Genomic DNA, 7,720 nt, shown 5'->3' on the forward strand with positions numbered 1-7,720 from the left:
GTGCTGCAGGAACCTGCCGAGTTCGCGTCCCGCGTTCGACGTGAGGTAGGACTGGTCCGTTCCCAGCAGCGCGAGGTGGCCGCTCGCGAAGTTGTAGAGCGCGTCGATCAGGCCGGGGTCGGACTGCACGGCACTCACGAACGCGGGCACCTGGTGACCGCGGAAGGTCACGGTGTACACGTTGTTGACCGCGTTGAGCATCCACCAGGAGGAGTTCCAGGTGGAGTCGTAGTCCGCCAGCAGGCGCTTGACGACGTGGATGTAGCGGGCGTTCTCCTCGGCGCTGTCGATGAGCGTGACGGCCTCGGCGAGCGTCTCGCCGTTGGCGTCGTTGACGTCGCGGGAGTGCGGGCTGGCGAAGAAGGCGTCGAGCCCGGCGCGTATCGCGGTCTGCAGGCTGCTGCCGTAGGTGCCCACCGTGCCGGCGTTGTAGTAGTGCACGTAGTAGCCGGCGCGCAGGTAGAGCACGAGCTGCGGCATACCGGTGGAGGCGTTGCCCGGGTAGGACGTCGAGCCGTCGCGCAGGGCGTAGGCGACCGAGGTCATCTGCGACTCACGGAAGGCGTAGTAGGCGTCGTTCCCGGTCAGGTTGAACAGGGTGTTGACGCAGTCGGTCGTGGACGCCTTGATCTGCTGGACCAGCGCGCCGCCGCTCCGGCTGGTGAAGTCGGAGACGTTGCACGCGGCGGCACGCGCACGGGAGTTGCCGGTCTTGCCGGCGACCGCCTTGTCCGTCGACTTCGAGGGACGGACCGGCGCCTTCGCGGTCTTGCCGTACACCTCCTTGAGCGCGTCCTTACTCGCGGCCACGGGCGGAAGCTCGGACGCCTTCGTGCGTCCCTGCGCGACGTGCTCCGTCTCGGCGGTGGGGGACTGCGCGACGGGCGGGGGTCCCGCGTGCTCCGGGTCGTCCGCCGCGACGTGCACGACGGACCCGGTGTTCCCGGCTGCGCCGGCCGGCTGCGACAGCAGGCCCACGCTCATGGCGACGGTCAGGGCCAGCGGCAGCGCCGCCCCCAGACCTCGCCGTACCAGTGACTTTCTCACAGCGCCTCCCATGAGGGATCCGGCCGTGCGGAGCACGGCCGACTGAAGGGGGAGAGGGCGTGGGAAACGGAGTACCGCGCTGCCACCTGACGGAAGACGGATGCCCCTCCGTCTTGGCATGGCCACGCCCTGCACCACGGAACATGGCACAGGTGACATTGCACAGGGAATGGTGTCGAGGAGTGAGACCGTGGGCGGGACCGGTGCAAGCGGGTCCGCAGGACCACCGGAGACGAGGCGGAATGGCTGCTGAGAGGGGGTGCCGATCCCTGGCGGCCCTCTCGCCGAACGGGGCATAACAGTTCCGCCGTGTCAGTCATAAGACTTCGTTCCGGAAGTGCCGTCGGGCCCCGAAGGAAGCGACGCCTGCGCATACTTGGCCGACGCACTCTCCACCCAGGGGTACGAGAATTCCTGTTCGTCTCGATCTTGCGAGGACGAGCCTCATGAGGCCTATTCGTGCGCACATCCGTGCGTCCGTCGTCACACCCACGGTGATCGCCACGGCACTGGCAGCCGGTCTGCTGCTTTACCCGACGGACGACCAGGAGGGCGCCACCATCAAGGTCGGGACGACGGAACCGCCGACGTCACTCGACCCGGCCGGCGGCTACGACTCCGGCTCGACGGCTCTGTACAGCAATGTCTTCCAGACACTGCTGACCCTGGAGCCCGGAGTGGCGGAGCCCGTTCCCGACGCGGCCGAAAGCTGCTCCTTCACCAATTCCGGCCTACGCACCTATCGATGCCGGCTTCGGGATGACATCACCTTTTCCAGCGGACGCGAAATGACGGCCAAGGACGTCCGCTTCTCGTTCGAACGCGTCAAGAAGATAGATTCCGACGTGGGGCCGTCGTCCCTCCTGGACACCGTCGAGTCGATGGACGCCCGCGACCGGACCATCACTTTCCGACTGACCGCACCGGACGCCACGTTCCCCTTCAAGCTGACGACCGGGGCGGGCTCGATCGTCGACTCGACCACGTACCCGGCGGACTCCCTGCGCTCGGACGGCCGGATCGACGGGACCGGACCGTACGGCGTCGTCTCCTACACGAAGGGCGAGAAGATCTCCCTCTCGCCCAACCCTCGGTACAAGGGCGCCGCCGAGAACACCGGCCGGCCGATCGAACTCCACTTCTACGACACCCCCGACTCACTCGCCCGGGCCTGGAGGTCCCACCGCGTCGATGTCGCCCTCAGACAGCTTCCCCCCGAAATGCTCGCCGACCTGAACCCGAGCGATCCGGGGCTTCGCGTGACGGAGGCGCAGAGCGCGGAGACTCGAAACCTGTATCTCAACAACCGCCGCGGCAAGCCGTTTCACGACAGACGCGCACGGCAGGCGGCGGCCTGGCTGATAGACAGGGACCGGATTTCCTACGACGTCTACGACGGAACCGTGGACCCGCTCTACTCCCTCATCCCGACGAGCATCACGGGCCACACCACCTCCTTCTTCGACAACTACCCTCACAAGGACGCCGAAAGGGCACGCCGCCTCCTCGTCGAGGCCGGTGAGGAAATCCCGCTGTCTTTCACCTACGGTTACGCGGCGGGACGCGGATCAGCCCACGAGGAGGCTGCGGAGGTGAAAAAGCAACTAGAGGCCGACGGGCTGTTCAAGGTGACCCTCAAAGGATACGAGTGGGACGAATTCCAGAAGAGCTGGGCCGAGGGAGAGCTCGACGCCTACGCCGTCGGCTGGGTCGCCGACTACCCCGATCCCGACACCTTCGGCGGTCCTCTCGTCGGCACGGACGGCACCATGGCGACGGGGTACGGCAGCAAGGCCGCCGACCGGCTGATCACGAGCAGTCAGCGCTTCGCCGACCGGAGCGACGCCGAAGCCGACCTCGCCCACCGTGCTGCCGGGACTCGGCGGCCGCGTCGGCTCGCTCGCCGGGGAGCGGCTGGCAGCGGCCGGTGCCACCGTGCTCACCCACGTGGCCGTGGACACGGTGCGCAAGGGCGACGGGCTGCCCCGGGGCGGCGAGATCGACGTCCTGCTGGACGACGGGACCCGGCTGCCGGCCGAGACGGTCCTGGTCGCGATCGGTTCGCGGCCGGACACGGAGTGGCTCTCGGGCACCGGCCTCGACCTGACCGACGGCGTCCGCTGCGACGCCGTGGGGCGGGCCGCACCCGGCGTCCACGCGTGCGGTGACGCCGCCGCCTGGTACCGGCGCGCGACCGGCGGGCACCTGCGCCTCGAGCACCGCATGCACGCGGGCGACCAGGCCCGCGCCGTCGCCGCCGACCTGACGGGCAGGCACCGGGAACTCGACCGGGTGCCGTTCTTCTGGACGGACCAGGGACCGAACAAGATCGTCGTACACGGGCTCATCACGCCCGATGCGGAGTTCGAGGCGCATGAGACCGACACGGAGCACGACCGCTTCACCGGGATCTACCGCACGGACGGGCAGGTGTGCGCCGTCCTCGGCTGGAACGAGCCGCGCGGAGCCATGGGCCTGCGCCGGGCACTGCTCACCGGCCCGGTTGCCCCGGCTTCCGGCGGTGTTCGGCAGGTGGTCGCGGCCTCCGGCTGACGGCGCCCCGCCACCCGCCACCCCCGCACACCGCGGAACCCTTCAAGGAGAACCCTCTTGTCATCCACCGCCACCCCCACCCGGGGGCCGGGCGCGATCACCGCCGTGATCGCCCTGAGCGGCATCGTCGTGTCGCTCATGCAGACGCTCGTCGTGCCGATCATCCCCCAGCTGCCGGACCTGCTGAACGCCTCAGCCTCCGACGCCTCCTGGGTGATCACGGCCACGCTCCTCGCGGCGGCCGTGGTCACCCCCATCGCCGGACGCCTCGGCGACATGTTCGGCAAGCGCCGCGTCCTGATCGTGTCGCTGCTCCTGCTCGTAGCCGGCTCCGTCGTCTGCGCCGTCTCCGACAGTCTGGTCCCGGTCATCGTCGGGCGGGCGCTGCAGGGCCTGGCCACCGGCGTCATACCGGTCGGCATCAGCGTCCTGCGCGACGAACTGCCGGCCGCCAAGGTCGGCGGCGCCGTGTCGCTGGTCAGCGCCACCCTCGGGGTCGGCGGCGCGATCGGCCTGCCGGTGTCGGCCGCCATCGTCCAGAGCGCGAACTGGCACGTGCTGTTCTGGCTCGCGGCCGCCCTCGGCACCGTGTGCCTGCTGCTGGTGACCCTGCTGCTGTCCGAGTCGCCCAACCTCTCCCCCGGCCGGTTCGACGCCCCGGGCGCGGCCGGGCTGGCCGGCGGGCTCGTGCTCCTGCTGCTGCCCGTCACGAAGGGCGGCGACTGGGGCTGGACGAGCGGGACGACCCTGGGTCTGTTCGCGGCCGGCGTCGTGGTCCTCGCGCTGTGGGGCTGGTACGAGACCCGCGTGTCCGAGCCGCTGGTCGACCTCCGGGTCACCGTGCGCCGCCCGGTGCTCTTCACCAACCTGGCGTCCATCATGGTCGGCTACGCCATGTACGCCATGTCGCTGACGCTCCCCCAGCTCCTGCAGTCGCCCCAGGCGACCGGCTACGGCCTGGGGCAGTCCGTCCTCGCCGCGGGCCTCGCGCTCGCCCCGGGCGGCCTGGTCATGATGGCCCTCTCCCCCGTGTCCGCCCGTGTCTCCGCCCGGTACGGCCCCCGCACCTCGCTGCTCGCGGGCGTCGCGGTCATCGGCGTCGGCTACGGCGCGGGAATGCTGCTGATGTCCCAGGTCTGGCAGATCGTCGTCACCTCGATGATCATCAGCGCCGGCGTCGGCATCGCCTACGCCGCCATGCCCGCCCTGATCATGGACTCCGTGCCGGTCACCGAGACCGCCTCCGCCAACGGCGTCAACGCGCTCATGCGCTCCATCGGCACGTCCACCGCCAGCGCGGTCATGGCGGCCATCCTGGCCAACATGACCATGAAGCTGGGACCTGCTCAGATTCCCACCGAGAGCGGGTTCCGCATGACCTACCTGGTCGCCATCGGTGCCGCGGTGGCCGGCCTGCTGCTGACCCTGGCCATCCCCCGCGTCCGCGCCGACGCCCGGCACGCCGCCCACACCTCCGGCAGCGAGCAGTCGCTGCCGGCCGACGTCCCGGCCACCGCCGGGAAGCACTGAACACCCCCCACGGGCAACCGCCCACCAGCAAGGAGCACCACCATGAACCGACTGCAGGACAAGGTCGCCGTCGTCACCGGAGCCGGAAGCGGCATCGGCCGCGCCGCCGCGGAGCTGATGAGCAGGCAGGGCGCCCGCGTCGTCGTCGCCGACTACGACACCGAGGCGGCCCGGGAGACCGCCGACCTCGTCACCGCGGCCGGCGGCACCGCCCTGCCGCTGACGGTGAACGTCCTCGAGGAGGACTCCATCGCGGCCATGATCAATACCACCGTCGAGGAGTACGGCGCCCTGCACGTCCTGTGCAACCACGTCGGCGGCACCAACCCGCGCACCGACCTCGACCTGCTCCGCATGGACATGGCCGAGTTCGACCGCGCCGTCGGCCTGAACATGCGCAGCACGCTCGTGGGCTCCCGGCTCGCCATTCCGCACATGATCGAGTCCGGCGGCGGATCGATCATCAACACGGCCTCCGTCGCCGCGCTCGTCGGAGACGTCCTCCAGACCTCCTACGGCGCCGTCAAGGCTGCCGTCGTCAACATCACCAAGTCGGTGGCCACCCAGTACGGGCCGAGGAACATCCGCTGCAACGCGATCGCCCCCGGCGCCGTGATGACCCCCTCCCTGGAGAACAACCTCCCCCAGGAGGTCGTCGACAGCCTCAAGGCGGGCAACGCCCTCCCCTACCTCGGCTCCCCCGAGGACATCGCCCACACCATGGTCTTCCTCGCCTCGGACGAGTCCCGCTACCTCACCGGCCAGCTCCTGGTTGTGGACGGCGGCATGACCATGCAGTCCTCGGCCGCACCGGGACGCCGGGCCATGCTTCCGGCGTAGCGTCGTCCCTCCACCCCCCTGGTTCCCGAGTCGGCACTCGGTACCAGGGGCGTGCCGTGCCGGGGCCACCACCGGGAGCGCCGGGCACTCGGAAGCGAGACGGTGCGGTCGTCACCGGAGCGCCGCCGTCATCGGGTGGGCCGGCCCAAGGTGGGGCCAGCGCGGGGCGAGCCTGCCGAGCAGCCCGCGCAGCTCGTGCCCCACGGTCACCCGCGTGGCCGCCAGGGCCTCGGCCAGCAGCGGGGAGGCGACGGACGCCGCGGTCTCCGGCCGGCCGGCGCAGGCATGGCAGTCGGCCAGCCGCAGCCCGAGGAGCACCGCCGCCGGCCTGGGCGGTTCGGGCACGCGCGTCATCGCTCGCTGCGTGACGTCGAGGGCGTCCCGGGCCAGTCCCCGGTCGCCCGTGGCCACGGCGGCGTCCCGCAGCGCGCCGCCGATGCCCGCCTCGACGAGCACGGCGCCCTGGGCGCCCTTGATCCAGTCCGGTCCGTCCGAGGCGTCCCGGGCCGCCTCCGCGAGCGCGGTGCGGCACCTGGTGACGCTGGCGAGGGTCTCCCCGGTCTCGCCGAGCAGGGCGAACCCGCGGGCCAGGTGGAGGTGGGCGAGGGACTCGGCCCAGCTCCGTCCGCGGGCGGCCGACAGCATCGCCCGGGCGTGGCCGACCGCCCCCGCTCCGTCGTTCTCCAGTCTGGCCAGTGCGTTCATGTCGCACAGCACGGTCAGCGTGAGCGCGGTGTCGGCGCAGAGCGCGGCCCACCGCAGTCCCCTGTCGTAGAAGGACATCGCGGCACCGAGCTGACCACGCAGCATCCTCAACTGGCCCGCAAGGGAGGCGTACCCCGCGGCGAGCCGGGTCAGGGCCGGACCGAAGGGGCAGTCCGGCTCCCGCCGCAGGCGGACGATCAGGCCGAGGGCCGCCTCCACCGCCTCGCCCTCGGAGGAGGAGTCCGTCGCCTCGGTGCCGCGCACGCCGACGGACAGGTGCGCGGCCAGCACGTGGACGACGTCCTCGCCGACGGTCCGCAACGGTTCGGCCGTGAAGGTGTGCCAGATGTCGTTCGCCGTCCCGGGCGGAGGTAAGGAACAGCCAGCGGCTGCGTGGAGGGGGCACGGCACACCGTGATGGGGCAGGCGGGAGGGCCACGTCGTGACGTCCCGCACGGTCAGGTCCGCGTGGCCCTGAGCGGGGTGGGCGCGGGCGGCCAGGTCGTGCGGCCACGGGTCGAAGTCACGGTCCGCCTCGGTTTCCGTACACAGACGGGTGAGGCGGCCCCCGGTGCGCAGGAGGTCGTCGAGTCGCCTCAGCTGATCGTGCGGCGGGTTGCGGTCGCCGGTCTCCCAGCGGCTGATCACGCTGTGGTGGTAGCCCAGTTCGGCGGCGAGTCTGACCTGGGAGTAGCCCGCCAGGAGGCGCAGCCGCCGCAGTGTGGGTCCCAGCTCGGGGTGTGTCGGACGGTCCGGCGGTGCGGCCGTGTCGTTCACCGTTCTCTCCTGCCGTGAGGCGGGTGGGGACGGACGCGAGTGTGCCGCACGATCGGCGGCCGCACAACGAGCGCACGTGAGACGCCCGGACGGCGCGGCAGAGCCGTCCGGGCGCCTCGGGGCGGTGACTTGACCGCCAGTTGGTTGGCTGTGTGTTCTCAGGGGGTGTCGTAGCCGAGGGTGTAGGCGCCGTTGCCGCTGTAGGCGTGGACCCGGTAGCGGTAGTAGCCCGCACCGCCCGTGTACGTCAGCTTCTCGTCGGCCGCCG

At 71.1% G+C, this 7,720-nt stretch carries 5 protein-coding genes and 1 pseudogene; 4 read left to right on the forward strand and 2 right to left on the reverse strand.

Translation table 11 applies throughout. The features are described 5' to 3' along the window. On the reverse strand, window positions 1–1,047 hold a 1,047-nt coding region (locus tag AC02VZ_RS25875), incomplete at its 3' end, for a M9 family metallopeptidase N-terminal domain-containing protein (RefSeq protein WP_476476546.1). A gap of 446 nt (window positions 1,048–1,493) precedes the next feature. Here AC02VZ_RS25875 and AC02VZ_RS25880 point away from each other — a divergent pair. The 4 genes and pseudogenes from AC02VZ_RS25880 to AC02VZ_RS25895 form a co-directional block, all read left to right on the forward strand. Continuing rightward, a pseudogene (locus AC02VZ_RS25880) lies at window positions 1,494–2,903 on the forward strand (ABC transporter substrate-binding protein); the annotation flags it as partial. A gap of 10 nt (window positions 2,904–2,913) precedes the next feature. Further along, window positions 2,914–3,600 (forward strand): FAD-dependent oxidoreductase, encoded by a 687-nt coding sequence (locus AC02VZ_RS25885; protein ID WP_432058913.1) that lies wholly within the window; start codon window positions 2,914–2,916, stop codon window positions 3,598–3,600. A gap of 57 nt (window positions 3,601–3,657) precedes the next feature. Next, window positions 3,658–5,130, forward strand: a complete 1,473-nt coding sequence (locus AC02VZ_RS25890) for an MFS transporter (protein WP_386617326.1) — start codon at window positions 3,658–3,660, stop codon at window positions 5,128–5,130. A gap of 42 nt (window positions 5,131–5,172) precedes the next feature. Further along, window positions 5,173–5,970, forward strand: coding sequence for an SDR family NAD(P)-dependent oxidoreductase (locus tag AC02VZ_RS25895; protein ID WP_386617325.1), 798 nt, complete (start codon window positions 5,173–5,175; stop codon window positions 5,968–5,970). Window positions 5,971–6,081: 111 nt separating this feature from the next. Here the strand turns inward: AC02VZ_RS25895 and AC02VZ_RS25900 are convergent, their stop codons facing one another. Then, window positions 6,082–7,452: a helix-turn-helix domain-containing protein gene (locus AC02VZ_RS25900; RefSeq protein WP_386617324.1), complete on the reverse strand. Its 1,371-nt coding sequence runs from the start codon at window positions 7,450–7,452 to the stop codon at window positions 6,082–6,084. Between the last annotated feature and the right edge of the window lie 268 nt (window positions 7,453–7,720).

The organism is Streptomyces sp. 3-6 (assembly GCF_056323165.1).